The sequence below is a fragment of the Rhizobium leguminosarum genome (assembly GCF_001679785.1).
Classification (GTDB): Bacteria; Pseudomonadota; Alphaproteobacteria; order Rhizobiales; family Rhizobiaceae; genus Rhizobium; species Rhizobium leguminosarum_R.
This window is the reverse complement of sequence record NZ_CP016287.1, coordinates 705261-719371: the sequence shown is the minus strand read 5'-3', so window position 1 is coordinate 719371 and position 14111 is coordinate 705261. Positions and strand designations below refer to the sequence as shown.

Sequence of the window (14111 nt, the reverse complement as noted above, 5' to 3'; positions counted from 1 at the left end):
ATTGGTCAAACAAGTTCTGAATAGGTCATACGAATTTCATGGAAAGCACAAAACACATATGATAGGTGAGCATGAAAGACCAAGCGCTCATCGATGCTTTTCCAATGCGGGGAGGGACATGTTCAGCGAGATTTCAAAGGAGCTGCCGGATGTGCTGGGCGATTTCACGCCCGGGGCGGTGGGCTCCGATCGCCCTAGATGGAACTCCGTGCCGCAGGTGGTACGGGAGCTGGTCATTGGCGAGGCCGAAGAGACGCTTGCGCGCACCTTTCCGCTGATCACGGCGTCGGATTACCGGGAGTTCACCGAAACCGGCAATCGCGCGCGCTTCGAGGAGCTATATTTCACGCGGCGCCGGATGCTCAACGATCTGGTGCTCGGCGAACTCATCGAAGGCGAGGCGCGGTTCCTGCCGAAGATCGTCGACGGCATCTTCCTGATCGTGGAGGAGAGCGGTTGGCAGCTGCCGGCGCATAACGCCTATGAACGAAGCGGCGCGCGCTTGCCGCTTCCCGACAATTCGCAGCCGGTCGTCGATCTCTTCGCCGCCGAGACGGCCGCTCTGCTTGCCACCGTCGTCGCATTGCTTCGCGACGAGCTCGATGGCATCAGCCCCGAGATCACGGCACGCGTAGAGCGCGAGATCGAGATCCGCATCCTCTCGCCCTATCTCGGCCGCCATTTCTGGTGGATGGGCCGCGGCGAAGAGCGGATGAACAACTGGACGGCATGGATCAGCCAGAACGTCCTGTTGACGGTCTTCTCCCTGAAAACCGATCAGCCCGCGCGTCACGCCGTCGTCAAAAAGGCGCTCGGCAGCCTCGACGCCTTCTTGAAGGACTACGCCGAGGACGGCGCCTGCGAGGAGGGCGTGCTCTATTACCGCCACGCCGCACTCTGCCTGCATGGTGCTTTGACCATCCTGGATAGGGTGGCGCCGGGCCTGTTCGGCCGATTTTGGCAACTGCCGAAGATCCGCAATATGGCCGAATATATCGCTCACATGCATGTGGCCGGCCGCCACTATTTCAATTTCGCGGATTCTTCCGCGGCGGTCGAACCCTGCAGCGCGCGGGAATACCTGTTCGGACAGGCGGTCGGCTCTGAGATGCTGGCTGAGTTCGCTGCATCCGACAGAGCCGCGTCCGACAATCCGCACCTGCCTGGGGAATGGAACCTTTGGTATCGCGTGCAGGAGCTGCTGGTCGGCCCGACGCTTCCCGCTGCCGCCGAGCCGCGTCCTGCATCCCAGCGCGATATCTTCTATCCCGGCATCGGCCTGTTCATCGCCCGCGACGAGCAGTTTTCGCTTGCCGTCAAGGGCGGCAACAATGGTGAGGGCCACAATCACAACGATGTCGGAAGTGTCACGCTTTACAAGAACGGACGTCCGTTCCTGATCGATGTCGGGGTCGAGACCTATACCGCAAAGACCTTTTCGGCGCGACGCTACGAGATATGGATGATGCAGTCGGCGTTCCACAACCTGCCGACATTCGCCGGTGTCATGCAGTCCGCCGGCGAAGCCTTTGGCGCGCGCGACGTCGAGATCGGGTTTGACGAAGGGAGCGCGCACATATCGCTCGATATTTCGGGCGCCTACCCCCCCGAAGCGCAGTTGCACAGCTACCGCCGCGTCGTTTCCCTGCTTCGCGGCCGCCATGTCGAGATCGTCGATACCTTTGACGGCGGCAAGCCGGCGGTCCTGTCGCTGATGACATGCCTGGCGCCGGCCGTCAGTCCGGACAGGATCGATCTGGCAGATCTCGGCAGCATTTTCGTCGATGGCGCCGGCGAGATCGAAATCGACGAGATCGTCGTGGAGGACGCCCGGCTGAGATCGGCCTGGCCCGAGAAAATCTACCGGCTGCGCGTGAGGTTTGCCGACAGGCTCCTGAGATTGCGGATCGTGTAGAACAGGATGATTTTAAGCCGGGTCGGCCTAAAGTCTGAATCCTGTTCTAAATTAAAGAGTTAGAGCATGAGGTCGCCGATGCTCTGGGGAGGGCGAACATGGAATTGACGCTGAAGATCGTGGATGCCGATGGGGCGGTGCTGGTGCGTTCCACAGGCCGGGACGAGACGTTCCTGGTCTATCGCCATAGCTATCGCGAAGGCGATCGCGTGATCGTGGAGGTCTCCGAGCCCGGGCATGTCTTCCTCTCCCTTGATGGCGCGATCCAGCCCGGCCTGGTCTATATGAAGGAATGCGCCTATTTACTCGCCGTGCCCTTCGGCGACAAGCGCAAGCCCTATTCGCCGAATGCCTTCAGGGGCGATATCCACCGGCTCTCAGCGCGAAGCACGCGGCCGGACGAGATCATTCACCGGCGCAATCTCGCCCTGAACCCCTGGGACGATCACGCCAATCGGGCTCTGTTTCCGCATGCGCGCGCCAATGTCGAGACCCGCGGCGAAGCGGTGTTTGCCGCGCGCAACGCGATCGACGGCGAAAAGGCCAATGACGATCACGGCTTCTGGCCCTATACGAGCTGGGGCATCAATCGCGATCCGCAAGCAGCACTGACGGTGGAATTCGGCAGGCCGGTCAGGATCGACGAGATCGTTTTCTATCTCCGGGCCGACTTCCCGCACGATTCCTGGTGGGAGGAGGCCAGCGTCACTTTCTCGAACGGCAAGACCTCCTGCTTTCCGCTGGTGAAAACAGGCACCGCCCAGGCCTTTCCCATAGAGCCCTGCATCATCGAATGGGTGGAACTGCACGGCCTGATCAAGGCCGAGGACGCCTCGCCCTATCCGGCGCTGACCCAGATCGAAATCTGGGGAACCGAGGTGCCGAAGACCGGGCTCAATCCGTCCGCCCTTCCGATTGCGCTATGAGCCTGTAAGCAGCCTCGGGCGTGCCGACCTCGGCGGGCCGTCGTTCAGACGGTTCCAGGCGCGGCGGAGCTGCCGTGCCGAGCCGAAGCCGGCGCGCATCGCGACGGCCTCCATGTCCAGCCGTGAACCGGCGAGCATCTCGCGGGCAAGAGCCACGCGCATAAGGTTGACGAAATCCGTCACGCTCATGCCCGTCTGCTCGTTGAACAGCCGTGAAAGGTTGCGCGAGCTGGCGCCGCTGAGGCGGGCGAGCGACGCCACCGACCAGTCCTAAGACGGGTTGGCGGCCACGGCATCCTGTGCACGGTGAATGACCGGGTGGATATGGTTGCGACCTTCAAGCCAGGGCGAAAGCTGCGGATCCGAGCCGCCGCGCCTGAGATAGAAGACTAGATATCGCGCCACCGCAAGTGCACACGCGTGCCCTGCTGCTTCGGCAACGATATGCAGCATGAGGTCTATGCCGGCGGTGATGCCGGCGCTCGTGAGGCGATCTCCATCCTCGACATAGAGCCTGTTGTCCCGGACGCGCGCGGTTGGGGCGAGCCTTGCCAGATCCTCTATGCAGGCGTGGTGGGTGGTGCAATCGCGGCCGTCGAGCATGCCTGCCTCGGCAGCGAGCAATGCGCCCGAGCAGATCGAGACCAGACGAATTCCCGGGCGAATGGCGCGCTTCAGCCATGCGACGATGGCAGCCTGGTCGGCGCGCTCCTGTTCGTCCCACGGGCGGTTATTTTACATCGGGGCATCGGCGCTGCCGGCAATGACGACAAGCGCGGCATCGGGCAAGCGCTCGGGTAGCGCGGCGACGCCCGTAACGGCAAGGCCGATCGAGCTGCCGACCGTCGGCGATGGGCCGATATAGGTGACGGAAAAGCGGACCGTGCGCTGTTCGAGGTTCGCCTTGCGCAGCACTTCGATCGGGCCGGCCACGTCGAGCAGCAGCACGCGCGGCGGCACGACGACGAAGACCGGAATATCGAAGGGCTGCGCGGCGTCGGTCATGCGGCGAGTGACTTTCCACGCCCCCCCAAAGCCTGTTCGACGGTCGCGATTCGAGCGAAACGGCCCGACAGGACCAGCTCGGTTCGATCCCGGATTTCCTTGGCGCTCCAGGCGCGTCCTGCGGCGTCGGTCATCGGGAAGGTTAGGGTCGCTTCGCCGACATAGTCGACTTGATAGCCGAGATCCGAGGCATGGCGGGTCGTGGTCTCGCAGCACTGTTCGGTGCGGATTCCGGAGACGAGGATACGACGGACGCCGTTCTCGGTCAGCCACACGTCCAGACCCGAACCGACCAAGGCGCTATGACGGTTCTTCCTGAATGTCGCCTTGGGCGCGATCCTGAGCGGGGCGAGTGTGCTGACGAACCCGGATGCTTCCGAAAACGGCCCGTTTTCATCGACATGGAAGATCTGGATGATGGGTATTCCATCGGCTTCCGCACCGTCGATCAAAGCTTGCTGACGATCGATATAGGCGGAAGCGAGGTTTTCATCCCAGTAATCGCGGTGTCTGAAGGACTCCTGGGCGTCGATAACGAAAAGGACAGTATCATGGCCGGACATTTTTTGCTCCATGCAGGTTGATCATGAAGTCATATTCGGCGATTTGAAGACAGGGGAAAATGCGCGCGCCGGACAAATAACGGACAATTCGCGCCAATAGTCACCCTGAGCGGCGGCCTTGCGCCAAGAGCCTCGGGCCACATCCGTCGCCTGCCAGCCGTGCTCACATAATCGGTCCGACTTCCACGCAATTCCGGATCAGATGTCAGCTCGTAAAGCTTCGCAAATCTCTTAGCAGGTTGCGGTACCTAGCCTGGCTGCCGACCAGATGGTCGCGCATGGCATTGCGGGCGGCCTGATCATCCCTGTCCGAGATGGCGACGACGATTGCCTCGTGCTCCCTGTGGATCAGCTTTCGGTAGGCGGTCTGTTCGGCTGTTCTCGATTCCGGTACGAGCCTCGACTGCGGGATGATCGCCGACCCCTGGGACTCCAGGAACTGCCTGAACAGTGGATTGTTCGTGGCTTCGGCGATTGCGGCATGGAGTTCCAGATCCGCATCGCGAATGGATTGATCACTCTCGATGCATTGGAGGATTTTCCGGTGACATTCGAATATCGCCTCCTCCTGCGCCGGCGAGCGGCGTAGGGCCGCGAGGCCCGCCGCTTCGATTTCGACAGGCGTTCTGATCTCGAGTACTTCAAGATCGGAGGCGACGCGGGCTTTGTCGACTTTCCGCGCGGAGAGAGCCGGATCGGCGCCGAGCACGAAGATCCCCGCTCCCTGGCGCACCTCGACAATCCCGTCGGAGCGAAGTGCGGCCACGGCCTCGCGCACGACCGTGCGGCTGACGCCATGTGTTTCGGTCAACTCGTGTTCACTCGGAAGCTTGTCACCGGCAGAATATTGGCCGCTCAATATGGCTTGCCGAAGACTTTCGCCGACCTGTGAGACCAGCGACCCGGAGCCTTTGCTGCGATCCTTCATCTGCATAGCCACGCCAACCCCCGCATCGGCTTTGATCGAATGCTGCCCAAACCCTCAGCATTCAGAATTCACGATTCATCACACATGTATGACAAATCTAAACATCTTTCAATGGATGGACACGCGGCCACTTGTTTCTTGCTTGGTTTGCATATGACGAGTGTCGGTAGCTATGATCGGGCGACGATTGACGAGTAAGCTTCGATGAAGACCGATGTGCCGACCGCACAAGTTCCACTGCCGCTTGCGCAAGATAAGCGCCGGCGTTTGACGCTGGAGGCGCTGGCCGACGTGGATGAGGGCAATGCCGTCGATCACCGGTCGGTCCAGGCCTGGGCCGATAGCCTCGACGGCGACAGGCCGGTTTCGTTGCCTCGGTGATGGAATTCAGACTAGCACTCAGAGCCGCCTGGTCGACTCCCCGCGCACGAATCTCGGCGTCAGGATGAAATCCTCAGGCGCCGCGGCGGCGCCCTCGGGGCTTGCTATTCTTGCCAGGAGGCGTTGTGCCGCCAATTCCCCGAGCTTCTGCGCATCCTGCACCACCATGGTGATGCGAGGCGTGATGACATTGCTCCAGGGCACGTCGTCGACCATCGCCAGCGATACGTCGTCAGGGCAGCGGACGCCCATCTCCTGCATGACCTGAAGTGCTGCTAGGCCGGTCATGTTGTTGGCGCCGATGATGGCGGTCGGCCGGTCGCGGCGGGTCAAGAGGCGCATCGCCTGTGCATGGCCGCCAGTCCGGGTGTAGCCGCCTTCGACCACCAGCGAAGGGTCGATGTCCACACCGGCGCCGGCCATCGTGTTCATGAAACCCTTCAGGCGCTCGTCGGCAGTGTGCAGGCCGCTCGGCCCGGAGATGAAACCGATGCGCCTGTGGCCGAGCTGCAGCAGATGTTCGGTCAGGATGGTGGTGGTAAGCGGGTTGTCGGAACCGACAAAATCGCGTTCCGCCCCTTCCACCTTCTGGTCGAACATCACGATCGGGGTTTTGAAGTCGCGCAGGAACGTCGCGTACTCCTCGCCGTGCCCGTTTGCCGCCAGCGCAATTCCGGCGATCTTCTGCGCTTCCAGCCGCTCCAGCAGCGCCCGTTCGAGATCGGCCCTGCCGGAGGAGTCGGCGATCAGGACGAAATAACCGTGGTCGAGCGCCTGGTGCTCGATCTCTCGACGGATGTCGCCGAAGAACATGTTGCCGAGATTGGCCGAAACGAAACCGATCAGCGAGCTGCGTCCGCGCGCCAGCGTCTGGGCCACCGGATCGATGCGGTAACCGGTCGACTTTATCGCCTGCTGGATGCGGTCAAGCGTCTCGACGCCGACCCGCTTCGGGCTGTTGAGCGCGAGCGAGACGGTCGAGATGGAAACCCCCGCAAGGCGCGCTACGTCTCGTATTGTGGTCATATCTGTCGAACCGGTTCTAATGCCTTGTTATGTCCGATTTTATTGGTTGGCGCAACATTCATGCTTCAAATCAGGCGTTTCACAGGGTTTGCCTTGGTGATCTTGTGATCCCGAATTTCGACTTGACAGACATCGGATCAGGCGAGATGATCATTTACCGAACCGGTTCGATATGATGTTGAGCCGGAAAACAGGGAGGAGAAACCTGTGACGAGTTCGGAACGCCAGCCGGAAAATCCGGCATCGGGAGGGGCGGAGAAACGCGCCTGGTTCAGCCAGGATCGCCTGGGCATGTTCATTCATTGGGGCCTCTATGCGCTGGGCGCCCGGCACGAGTGGTTGAAAAACCGCGAGGAACTGACCGACGAGCATTACCAGCGCTATTTCGACAATTTCGATCCCGATCTCTACGATCCCAAGGAATGGGCTCGCCGGGCGCGTCTTGCCGGTATGAAATATGTCGTGGTGACGACCAAGCATCATGAGGGATTCTGCCTCTGGGACAGCAAGGTGTCGGACTACAAGGCGCCGAACGCGCCCTGCGGCAGAGATCTGCTCACGCCGCTGGTCGAAGCCTTCCGCGCCGAAGGGCTCAAGATCGGCTTCTACTATTCGCTGCTTGACTGGCACCATCCCGATTTCCCGATCGACGTTCACCATCCGCTGCGCAACCATCCCGACGCCAAGGCCCTGAATGCCGGCCGTAACCTCGCCAACTACGCGGCTTATATGCGCGAACAGGTGCGCGAGCTTCTGACCGGCTTCGGCCGCATCGACATCATCTGGTTCGATTTCAGCTATCCCGGGCGCGAATATCGCGGCCTGCCCGGCAAGGGGCGCGCCGATTGGGAGAGCGAGCGGCTGGTCGAGCTGGTGCGCGAGTTGCAGCCCGGCATCATCGTCAACAACCGCCTCGATCTGCCGCCCGGCAGCCTGCCCGACGTGACGACGCCGGAGCAATATACGCCGCGCGTGGCCCCCGCCGTCGCCAGCCAGGGGGTGCTCTGGGAAGCCTGCCATACCTTCAGCGGCTCCTGGGGTTATCACCGCGACGAAGATACTTGGAAAAGCCCGGAACAGATCATCCAGCTGCTGATCGATTCCGTCGCGCTCGGCGGCAACCTGCTGATGAATGTCGGGCCGACCGGCCGGGGCACGCTCGATGCGCGCGCCATCAGCGCGCTCGAGGTCTATCAGAACTGGATGGCCGTCAACGCACGTTCCATCTATGGGGCAGGGCCATCCCGCTATCCGGTGCCGGCTGGCTGCCGTTATACCCAGCGCGGCAACCGCCTTTATCTGCACGTCTACAATTGGCCTTACCGCCACATCCACATCGAAGGTCTCGCCGACAGGATCGCCTATGCGCAATTCCTGCATGACGCCAGCGAGGTGCACTGGCTGAGCCATGCCAAAGATGTGGATTCCAATATCGGCGTGACGGTGCCGGAAGGCATGATCACGCTCGAACTGCCGGTCCGGCGCCCGGACGTTACCGTGCCGGTGATCGAGATAGTCCTGAAGGCGTGAGCTCGATCGCACTCGCGTGTCCTTTGCGTTCATGGAGGGAGGAGAAACCCATGAAGGTTCTGAAGAAAACGCTTTTGCTTGCCGCTATCGGCAGCAGTCTTTTTGCCACAGCCTCATCGGCCGAACAAGTCAACCTGACCTGGCAGATGTGGACCGGCTCCGAAACCGACACCAAGAGTTGGCAGCACCTGGCAGAGATGGTGACCGCCAAGTATCCCGATATCAAGGTGACGCTGACGACGACGGGCTGGGTCGACTACTGGACGCGGCTGCCGGTGCTGGCGGCATCGGGACAGCTCGCCGACATCGTTTCCATGCAGTCGCTGCGCATGCCGAACTTCTATTCGCTGCTCGAGCCCCTGAATGACCGGATCGAGGCCGATAAGTTCGACGTCGCCGCCTTCACACCCTCGATCATCGGCGGCATGTCCGTCGACAAGCAGCTCTACGGTCTGCCTTACGACGTTGGTCCGTGGGTCATCTATTATAACCAGGACGCGCTCGAAGCCGCCGGCGTTCCGCTGCCGAAGCCGGGCTGGACGCTTGCCGAGTTCACCGATGCCGCCAAGAAGCTGACGAAGGACGGCAAGTATGGCTTCGGCATCACTCCGACCAACTATTCGGTCCTGGCCGCGGCCTGGGGCGATAAATACGTCAACGATGCCGGCGAGCTTGACTTGACCAGTGCGAGCGCAGTTGCCGCCGCCGACAGGGTGATCGGCTTTGCCGCCAAGGATAAGATCGCGCCGCTGGTCCCGTCGGGTGGCGCGGATCCCGGTGATGTCGTCCAGGGCCGGTTCAATTCGGGCAATGTCGCCATGTATATCGACGGCCCCTGGTCGATTATCGGCATGAAGGACCGGGCGAAGTTCAAGATCGGCCTCACCACCCTGCCGCGCGACGAAGGCGAACTCTCGGCCGTCACAGCAGGCTCCGGCTTCGGTATTTCCACGTCAAGCAAGAACAAGGATGCGGCCTGGAAGGCGATCCAGGTGCTGACCAGCCCGGAAGCCTTATCCTATCTCGCCGAGCAGGGTCGTGCCTTGCCGGCGCGCACGGCGGCGCAATCCGCCTGGTACAAGGTGGCGGCCAAGGACATCACCAATGGCGGCGAGGCCATCGACTATTCCCTGGCGCACTCCGTGCCCTACGTGATCACCAACAACTGGGCAGCGGTGGAAAACCTCTTCAACCAGTATTTCCCGCTGGCTTTCGCCGGCAGCGCCGATGCCAAGCAGACGATGGAGTCCATCCAGAGCCTCGCGCAGCAATAAAGCGAGCGCGTCCGACAGGACGCGCTAGCGCCCGCCCGCGGCAGGACCTGCCGCGCATGGAGGAAGACATGTCGCAAAGCGCTGTTGCCGAAGTTTCCTTGCAGCCCGGTCGGCCCCGGCGCTTCCTGAAGCCGGAGACGCAGACAGCCATGCTGTTCCTGCTGCCGAGCTTCCTCGGCTTCATGGTCTTCATGGCCTTGCCGATCCTGGCGTCGCTGGCGCTCAGCTTCACCAATTGGCAGCTGATCTCGACGCCGTCCTTCGTCGGCTTTCAGAATTATATCAGGCTCTTCACCGTTGATCCGGCCTTCTACACCATATTGCGCAACACGCTGTTCTTTGCCGTCGAGTATCTGGCGCTGAACCTCGTCATCTCGTTGACGCTGGCGGTCTGGATATCGAGCCTGAAGCGCGGCAAGGCGATCTTCCGGGTAATCTTCTTCCTGCCGACCTTCACGCCCACCATCGCGGCGTCGGTGGTGTGGCTGCTCATCTTCACACCGGACGGGCTGGCCGACACCATCATCCGCGCGCTCGGCCTCGGCTTGCCGAATTTCCTGCTGAGCTCGAGCTGGGCCATGCAGGCGATCGTGCTCGTCACCCTGTGGGCGAATGTCGGCTACAACGTCGTGATGTTCAACGCCGCGCTCGACCTTGTGCCGAAGCACTATCTCGAGGCGGCGACGATCGACGGCGCCAATGCCTGGCAGCGCTTCTGGCGCATCCGCCTGCCGCTCATATCGCCGACCATCTTCTTCGGCACCGTGATGACGGCCATCACCTCGCTGCAGATCTTCGACGAGGTCTTTGCGATGACGCGCGGCGGGCCGGGCTCGGCGACGGCCACGCTTGGCTTTGCCATCTACCAGAAGGGATTCACCAACTTCCAGATGGGCTATGCCTCGGCTCTCGCCTGGGTGATGTTCGTCATGATCATGGCCCTCACCATCCTGCAGTTCCACATGCAGCGCAAATGGGTGCATTATGACGACTGATCCGACCTCACGGCATCCGCATTCCGTGTCCCAGCATCGTCACCGCCTATTGCGGCGCATCGGCTCTTTCGCCAGTTACACGGGGCTTTCGCTGATCGCGCTGCTTTTCCTCTTCCCGTTCTTCTGGATGGTGTCGAACGCGGTGCGCTCCAATGCCGAGGTGATGGCCGTGCCGGTCCGCATCTTCCCCGAGGAATATCATTGGGGAACATTCGTAGAAGCCGTGGTTTCCCTGCCGTTCGGAACCTTCCTGTTGAATTCCTTCGTGGTCGCCTGCGGCGTTACGGCGATCGTGATTGCGGTCTCCTGTCTGTCTGCCTACGCTTTTGCTCGGCTGAAATTTCCCGGCCGGGAGGGGCTGCTGCTCACCTATCTCACTACGCTGATGATCCCGCAGGTGATGCTGGTCATCCCGCTCTTCCTCATCGTCAGCAAGTTCGGCTGGATCAACACCTATCACGGCATGATCCTGCCGGTCGCCTTCAGCTCTTTCGGCACCTTTCTGCTGCGGCAGTTCATCCTCGGCATTCCCAAGGATCTCGACGAGGCGGCGATGATGGACGGGGCTTCGCGCCTGCGCATCTTGGTCACGGTCATCATTCCGCTTGCCATGCCGGCCATCGGCCTGCTGGCGCTTTTCACCTTCATCGCACAATGGAAGAGTTTCCTCTGGCCGCTGATCGCCACCAGCGGCGTCGAAATGGCCACGCTGCCGCTTGGGCTCACCCTGTTCCAGACGCAGCAGGGCACCGCGTGGAACTACATCATGGCCGGCGCGACGATCTCCATGGTGCCGGGTGTCATCCTGGCCATCGTGCTGCAGAGGGTGATCTACAAGGGTATCACCGTCAGCTCCGGCTTTGGTGGGCGTTAATCTTCATAAGAACAAAGATTTAAGCGCATCGCATCAAGTTTGCTGTGATGCGCTTCAAGTCCGGTCGATCGCCACCGAAGAAGGCGCTCCTGCCGCCGCAAGATCATACCCTCGCGCTTAACTTTTGCTTCGGCAAGAAAAGTAAAATTTAACCAAAATTTGAAATAACCCTTTCATATCCGAATTGTGCAGGGGAATTCATGAAAACGGCTACGCTTGCATCCATCGCCTTGGCGATATCGATCTCTGCTGCCCATGCCCAGACGATCGGCGCCGGCGGAGCGCGCGTAATTATTTCCGCCGACCACTTCGCACCATGCGACCACTCGCTCTTCAGCACCAACGAGATTAGATTCGAATGGAAGCTGCCACTAGCGGCTCGTGCCAGGCGATAGCGTGGAAGATGACCGGCGTATTTGGAGGCCCGCACATGCGCTTGCCACACCGCGCCATCGTTCGCCAGAAAGACAGGTGGTTCGGCGTCAGTCCATAGCGCTCCACAACCATTTATCGTCAAGCCCGGCCACAAACTCTCCAACACAATCCGCGCCTTGATCTAGTCCCGCCAGTGGCGATGCCCGCCCGTCATGTCCGGCCTTGCTGTTCGGGAGAACCCCCAAAGTAGGCTCCATGGAGGAACTTATTTCGCTCATCCATAGATAGCCGATCACAGATCAGAGGAGAAACTGAGGGGCAGAACACTGACCGGCCCCCAGGTCCGCAGCACGCCATCAGGCAAAATGGACACAGTCTGGAATCGCCTCTTCTTCTCAAACCCTTTCTTCAATGAGCGGTATAGGCCCCGTCTACCAAATAGTGCCCCCCGGTGATGAAACTGGCCTGCTCGGACAAGAGGAAACACACAAGCGTCGCGACCTCTTCCGGTTTTCCACGCCTGCCCATTGGTTGAAGCGATGCCATGCGTCGCGTACTCGCCGCCTCAAGGTGCTCTGACAAAAGTGGCGTTTCGATCCAGCCGGGACCGACGGCATTTATGCGGATACCCAATCTCGCATACTCCATCGCAGCGACTTTCGTCAGCCCAACAACCCCGTGCTTGGCTGCGGTGTATGCCGCCGCGGTGGGTAATCCAACGGACCCGAGAGTGGAAGACAAATTCACGATTGCGCCGCCACCCAGCTTAAGCATCGCGCCAATTTCGGACTTCATACAATAGAAAACGCCGTTGAGATTGACGTTCATCACCTTGTGCCAATTATCGAGCGGATAGTCTGCGACCGCTGCGCGCACCCCATCGATTCCCGCGTTATTGACCGCCAGATCCAAGCCGCCACATGTCTCGACGGTAAAATCGACAAGTCTCTGCACACTTCCACTGTCACTGACATCGACGGCAAATTCACAGGCGCGGCCTCCCTCTGATCTGATTGCGGCGGCAATCGCGTGTGCTGCGTCAGCATTGATATCGGCGACAACAACCTCGGCACCCTCCTCAGCGAGTTGTCGGGAAACGGCGGCACCAATTCCGGAACCTGCGCCCGTTACGATTGCGATTTTTCCTTCCAGGCAAAGCTTCATCGTCTCTGTCCTTGTTGATGTGCTAATATTCGATCGGCGCGATTATTGATGCAAGGGGTTTCCCGGATAAATAGAAGCGCATGGTATTCCGCAGCTTCGGATGTTGCCAGTGTTGCGAACTCATCCTCCACAGCGTTGAGTGTCTTTGTCAAAAGATGTCGCAATCTAATTTGGAATGAACGGGATCGACGGAATTACTTGGCAGGTGGAAATGGACAAACACCATATTGCACGCCGGAGGCTCGTGTTGGGGAGCCTGGCTCTAATGCTTTCTGGATGTACTTCGGGCGATGGGCCGCCGCTGCGCTACCGATTTGCGATGGATCCGGATGTCGATCCCCGCTATCGACGACGGGAGGTCGCGTATGCGGGGAGTGAACCGCCCGGAACTATCGTCGTCGATACGGCGAGCCGCTACCTTTACTTCGTGGAGGCTGACGGACAAGCGACTCGCTATGGCGTTGGCGTCGGAGAAGAAGGACTGAGTTTCAAGGGCGAGGCCACCATCGGCCATAAGGCAGAGTGGCCTTCGTGGAAGCCCACCAATGACATGATTCAGCGCAAACCCCGGCTAGCCCAATATGCCGATGGGATACCGGGAGGACCGCTCAACCCTCTCGGTGCAGCGGCCCTCTACCTCTACCAAGGTGGACAAGATACCCTGTTCCGGTTGCACGGAACGAATGCCCCCTGGTCGATAGGTCGTGCAGTTTCGAATGGGTGTATTCGCTTGACGAACGCAAACATCGTCGACCTTTACTCTCGTGCACGCATAGGTACACGCGTGGTTGTCATCTGATGGCGTTTACCATTTGAAATCGCAGGGTTGGCTATGGCAATATGTATCTGCTAATGTAGATTCGTTGCATGTTGCATCATAACCGCCCTATCCAGGGTGCTGATTGTCGCTAAACTTTAAGGTGTAGCCCTCAAAAAGCTATCCCATGATGAGGAGAGGACTTCATGATGAGCAGAATTCTAATCGTAATCGTTGCAATGTTTGCGGTGGCCAATCTGAGTGCTTGCGGATCGATTGGCAAAGGCAAGGGGAAGGCCCCACCGCCGGCAGAAGCAGTCTACAAGTAGCATATCGCGTTTGATTCTTAGGAAGGGTCACATAGACCCTTCCTCTTCTTGCACCATAAACCGCCAGGC

At 60.2% G+C, this 14111-nt stretch carries 13 protein-coding genes and 1 pseudogene; 9 read left to right on the top strand and 5 right to left on the bottom strand.

The features are described 5' to 3' along the window. Positions 1-118 precede the first annotated feature (118 nt). Positions 119-1915: a heparinase II/III domain-containing protein gene (locus BA011_RS27790; RefSeq protein WP_065283176.1), complete on the top strand. Its 1797-nt coding sequence runs from the start codon at positions 119-121 to the stop codon at positions 1913-1915. Positions 1916-2013: 98 nt separating this feature from the next. Then, the gene (locus BA011_RS27785; protein WP_065283175.1) at positions 2014-2841 is read left to right on the top strand and encodes a carbohydrate-binding protein; all 828 of its coding nucleotides are present in this window, start codon (positions 2014-2016) and stop codon (positions 2839-2841) included. On the opposite strand, the pseudogene BA011_RS27780 reads toward BA011_RS27785, so the two are convergent. From BA011_RS27780 to BA011_RS27770, 3 genes and pseudogenes are all read right to left on the bottom strand, one after another. After that, positions 2836-3846 (bottom strand): annotated as a pseudogene (locus BA011_RS27780) (GlxA family transcriptional regulator). The gene BA011_RS27785 and the pseudogene BA011_RS27780 overlap by 6 nt on opposite strands. Then, the gene (locus BA011_RS27775; RefSeq protein ID WP_186806567.1) at positions 3843-4421 is read right to left on the bottom strand and encodes an isochorismatase family protein; all 579 of its coding nucleotides are present in this window, start codon (positions 4419-4421) and stop codon (positions 3843-3845) included. Before BA011_RS27775 ends, BA011_RS27780 begins: the two are co-directional and overlap by 4 nt. A 193-nt stretch (positions 4422-4614) precedes the next feature. After that, positions 4615-5343, bottom strand: a complete 729-nt coding sequence (locus BA011_RS27770; RefSeq protein WP_065283173.1) for a FadR/GntR family transcriptional regulator — start codon at positions 5341-5343, stop codon at positions 4615-4617. A 198-nt stretch (positions 5344-5541) separates the two neighbouring features. Between BA011_RS27770 and BA011_RS44475 the strand changes: the two genes are divergently transcribed. Then, entirely contained in the window at positions 5542-5718 is a 177-nt protein-coding gene (locus BA011_RS44475; RefSeq protein WP_186806566.1) for a CopG family transcriptional regulator, read from the top strand. 18 nt (positions 5719-5736) lie between these two features. Here BA011_RS44475 and BA011_RS27765 read toward each other — a convergent pair whose 3' ends face one another. Continuing rightward, on the bottom strand, positions 5737-6744 hold the full coding sequence (locus tag BA011_RS27765) for a LacI family DNA-binding transcriptional regulator (RefSeq protein ID WP_065283172.1): 1008 nt from the start codon (positions 6742-6744) through the stop codon (positions 5737-5739). Positions 6745-6951: 207 nt separating this feature from the next. On the opposite strand from BA011_RS27765, the gene BA011_RS27760 reads away from it, so the two are divergent. The 4 genes from BA011_RS27760 to BA011_RS27745 all read left to right on the top strand — a co-directional run bounded on the left by BA011_RS27760 (position 6952) and on the right by BA011_RS27745 (position 11417). After that, a complete protein-coding gene (locus BA011_RS27760; RefSeq protein ID WP_065283171.1) occupies positions 6952-8274 on the top strand; it encodes an alpha-L-fucosidase in 1323 nt (440 codons plus the stop codon). 50 nt (positions 8275-8324) lie between these two features. Further along, positions 8325-9548 carry an ABC transporter substrate-binding protein gene (locus BA011_RS27755; protein ID WP_065283170.1) on the top strand — a complete coding sequence of 408 codons (1224 nt, stop codon included), beginning with the start codon at positions 8325-8327 and terminating at the stop codon, positions 9546-9548. A 68-nt stretch (positions 9549-9616) separates the two neighbouring features. Beyond that, on the top strand, positions 9617-10543 hold the full coding sequence (locus BA011_RS27750) for a carbohydrate ABC transporter permease (RefSeq protein ID WP_065283169.1): 927 nt from the start codon (positions 9617-9619) through the stop codon (positions 10541-10543). Then, positions 10533-11417, top strand: a complete 885-nt coding sequence (locus tag BA011_RS27745) for a carbohydrate ABC transporter permease (RefSeq protein ID WP_027686551.1) — start codon at positions 10533-10535, stop codon at positions 11415-11417. Before BA011_RS27750 ends, BA011_RS27745 begins: the two co-directional genes overlap by 11 nt. A 783-nt stretch (positions 11418-12200) precedes the next feature. Here BA011_RS27745 and BA011_RS27735 read toward each other — a convergent pair. Further along, positions 12201-12956 carry an SDR family NAD(P)-dependent oxidoreductase gene (locus BA011_RS27735; RefSeq protein WP_065283167.1) on the bottom strand — a complete coding sequence of 252 codons (756 nt, stop codon included), beginning with the start codon at positions 12954-12956 and terminating at the stop codon, positions 12201-12203. Positions 12957-13167: 211 nt separating this feature from the next. On the opposite strand from BA011_RS27735, the gene BA011_RS27730 reads away from it, so the two are divergent. Both BA011_RS27730 and BA011_RS45325 read left to right on the top strand, forming a co-directional pair. Continuing rightward, positions 13168-13755, top strand: a complete 588-nt coding sequence (locus BA011_RS27730; RefSeq protein ID WP_065283545.1) for a L,D-transpeptidase — start codon at positions 13168-13170, stop codon at positions 13753-13755. 167 nt (positions 13756-13922) lie between these two features. After that, on the top strand, positions 13923-14042 hold the full coding sequence (locus BA011_RS45325; RefSeq protein ID WP_018243378.1) for a hypothetical protein: 120 nt from the start codon (positions 13923-13925) through the stop codon (positions 14040-14042). Positions 14043-14111 lie beyond the last annotated feature (69 nt).

Excerpts from the sequence above, each read along its gene's own strand:
- BA011_RS27790 (WP_065283176.1), top strand. The coding sequence starts at position 119 with ATGTTCAGCGAGATTTCAAAGGAGCTGCCGGATGTGCTGGGCGATTTC.
- BA011_RS27785 (WP_065283175.1), top strand. The coding sequence starts at position 2,014 with ATGGAATTGACGCTGAAGATCGTGGATGCCGATGGGGCGGTGCTGGTG.
- BA011_RS27775 (WP_186806567.1), bottom strand. The coding sequence starts at position 4,421 with ATGGAGCAAAAAATGTCCGGCCATGATACTGTCCTTTTCGTTATCGAC.
- BA011_RS27770 (WP_065283173.1), bottom strand. The coding sequence starts at position 5,343 with ATGCAGATGAAGGATCGCAGCAAAGGCTCCGGGTCGCTGGTCTCACAG.
- BA011_RS44475 (WP_186806566.1), top strand. The coding sequence starts at position 5,542 with ATGAAGACCGATGTGCCGACCGCACAAGTTCCACTGCCGCTTGCGCAA.
- BA011_RS27765 (WP_065283172.1), bottom strand. The coding sequence starts at position 6,744 with ATGACCACAATACGAGACGTAGCGCGCCTTGCGGGGGTTTCCATCTCG.
- BA011_RS27755 (WP_065283170.1), top strand. The coding sequence starts at position 8,325 with ATGAAGGTTCTGAAGAAAACGCTTTTGCTTGCCGCTATCGGCAGCAGT.
- BA011_RS27750 (WP_065283169.1), top strand. The coding sequence starts at position 9,617 with ATGTCGCAAAGCGCTGTTGCCGAAGTTTCCTTGCAGCCCGGTCGGCCC.
- BA011_RS27745 (WP_027686551.1), top strand. The coding sequence starts at position 10,533 with ATGACGACTGATCCGACCTCACGGCATCCGCATTCCGTGTCCCAGCAT.
- BA011_RS27735 (WP_065283167.1), bottom strand. The coding sequence starts at position 12,956 with ATGAAGCTTTGCCTGGAAGGAAAAATCGCAATCGTAACGGGCGCAGGT.
- BA011_RS27730 (WP_065283545.1), top strand. The coding sequence starts at position 13,168 with ATGGACAAACACCATATTGCACGCCGGAGGCTCGTGTTGGGGAGCCTG.
- BA011_RS45325 (WP_018243378.1), top strand. The coding sequence starts at position 13,923 with ATGAGCAGAATTCTAATCGTAATCGTTGCAATGTTTGCGGTGGCCAAT.